Here is a 1932-nt window from a genome sequence, read left to right as displayed (position 1 = left end):
CTGGAGAATTTCAAGAAGCGCCTAAAGGCACTCGAAGCCAAAGTAGCTAATGACGGCATTATGCTCAGCGATGCACAAGTCGCCGCGCTTGAAAAAAAGAAACACGATGATGAAGCCTGCGGTGAAATTGACACAGCACACCCAGGTTATCTGGGTTCACAAGACACTTCCTGGCGGCATATTTTGCAGCAATAGTATCAGGTACGATAGGATTCGGTGGCGCACTTCTATTGCTGCCCTTACTTATAGAGGTTGTGGGAACCATGCATGCAGTGCCATTACTAACTGTTATTCAATTTATCGGCAATCTCGCAAGGATTTGTTTTGGCTTTCAGCAGATTCAATGGAAACCAGTAAGTTTATTCTTGTTAAGTGCAATCCCTTTCAGCATTTTAGGTGCAGTTTCATTTGCTGAACTACCAAAAGATTTGATAACGCGCTTCATTGGCGCGGCAATTTTATTATTTGTGATGCTTAAATATGTGGGCGTTCTGAATTTAAAAATCAGTCCTTTTTTGTTAATTGCTGGCGGTAGTCTTGTGGGTTTTCTATCTGGCTTATTGGGTAGTGCTGGGCCTTTGGGTGCAGCAATCTTTCTTTCGCTCGGGTTATCGCCAGTTGCTTATATTGCAAGCGAAGGAACAACTGCACTAGCAATACATGGGGTAAAAATAATAACTTATCACCAATACATTATACTCGCTCAAGATTTATGGCTTCTGGCTGCATTCATGGGAGTGGCAATGATCGCGGGTAGCTGGTCTGCAAAGCAAGTTATTGAATATATGCCACAGAAGAAATTTGAGCGCTATGTAACAGTTCTTTTAGTAGTCCTTGCTATCTACTTGATAGTTTACGGATCATAATAATTTACCAAGTTACAATATCAATAAAGGGATTTGAAGTCCAACGGAACGAAAACGTACGCTAAGGTGTCGTTAACAACAAATTTTATACTAAATCCCGTGAAACTTTAGAGCCTTTTGTTTATTAGCACCCTACATTGGAAAACATCGACGCTGTTACCTGGTGAATTTTGCACGCCAATTGACACCTTTATTGGAATTCAATCAAGCTTTCATGTACTGTGGTCTTGCTGTCTGAAACTAAAAGATGTTAATTCTTGATTGTTATTCTACTTTTATAATAAATACTATTATTATCAGGAGACTATGACATGAAAAAGATATATATTAATCTGTTTTTAGTGTCACTATTATTGCTCAGTTCAAGCACTATCGTATATGCTGCAAATGAATTGAAATTTGAAGCAGATTTGAGTGGCGCGCAAGAGGTTACTAGCCCAGCAGGCGGAGTTGTTACTGACACTACCGGCGCAATTACAGTCGAATTTGATAAGGCATTAACCAAAGCACAATTTCGTATTGCTGTGCGTAACGGCACCGGAATCACACAAGCACATTTTCATTGTGCACCTGCAGGTTTGAATGGGCCAGTAGTGGCCTTCCTCTTCGGTCCTGTAGATCCGCCAGTGGATGTGAGCAATGGAGCACTTGAAGTTACCCTGGATAACAGCGATATCATACCACCTGAAACTATGGATGCATGTGACGTACCGCTCAATAACATTGCTTCTTTAGCTTTTGCAATGCGTGCAGGAAAAATCTACGCGAATGTGCATAGCGCGACTTTCCCAGCCGGTGTGATTCGAGGACAGTTGTTAGAAAATAAGGATAATGACGATAATTTGAATTAGCTACAGGGGAAAGCAGCTCTGCTAGTATCTGATATTGATTTGAAGGAGTGCTATAAAAAATGAGATATTCTTTTATCTGATGAGGCAGCTCACTAGGTAATTTTTTTCAGTACGGTGGGTTAGCCTGAATATTGCATGAATGGGGGAGGCAATTCCTGTTAAATCTTTTATAATTCAGTTGTCTAGACTGCATAAAAGAGAGGAATTGCCAGTGA

General features: G+C 40.7%; 2 protein-coding genes and 1 pseudogene. All 3 read left to right on the top strand.

Annotation, left to right across the window (positions count from 1 at the left end; translation table 11 throughout):
- Positions 1 to 168, top strand: a pseudogene (locus C8R11_RS15750) (IS481 family transposase); the annotation flags it as partial.
- Positions 169 to 170: 2 nt separating this feature from the next.
- Entirely contained in the window at positions 171 to 866 is a 696-nt protein-coding gene (locus C8R11_RS15745) for a TSUP family transporter (protein ID WP_107796521.1), read from the top strand.
- A gap of 311 nt (positions 867 to 1177) precedes the next feature.
- Positions 1178 to 1717: a CHRD domain-containing protein gene (locus tag C8R11_RS15740; RefSeq protein ID WP_107796520.1), complete on the top strand. Its 540-nt coding sequence runs from the start codon at positions 1178 to 1180 to the stop codon at positions 1715 to 1717.
- Positions 1718 to 1932: the final 215 nt, after the last annotated feature.

The sequence above is a fragment of the Nitrosomonas aestuarii genome, from assembly GCF_003046585.1.
In the GTDB taxonomy this organism is placed as follows: domain Bacteria; phylum Pseudomonadota; class Gammaproteobacteria; order Burkholderiales; family Nitrosomonadaceae; genus Nitrosomonas; species Nitrosomonas aestuarii.
This window is presented reverse-complemented; position numbering and strand designations above follow the sequence as displayed.

Bases quoted from the DNA above. Each gene is read 5' to 3' on its own strand.
- C8R11_RS15740 (WP_107796520.1), top strand. From the start codon at position 1,178: ATGAAAAAGATATATATTAATCTGTTTTTAGTGTCACTATTATTGCTC.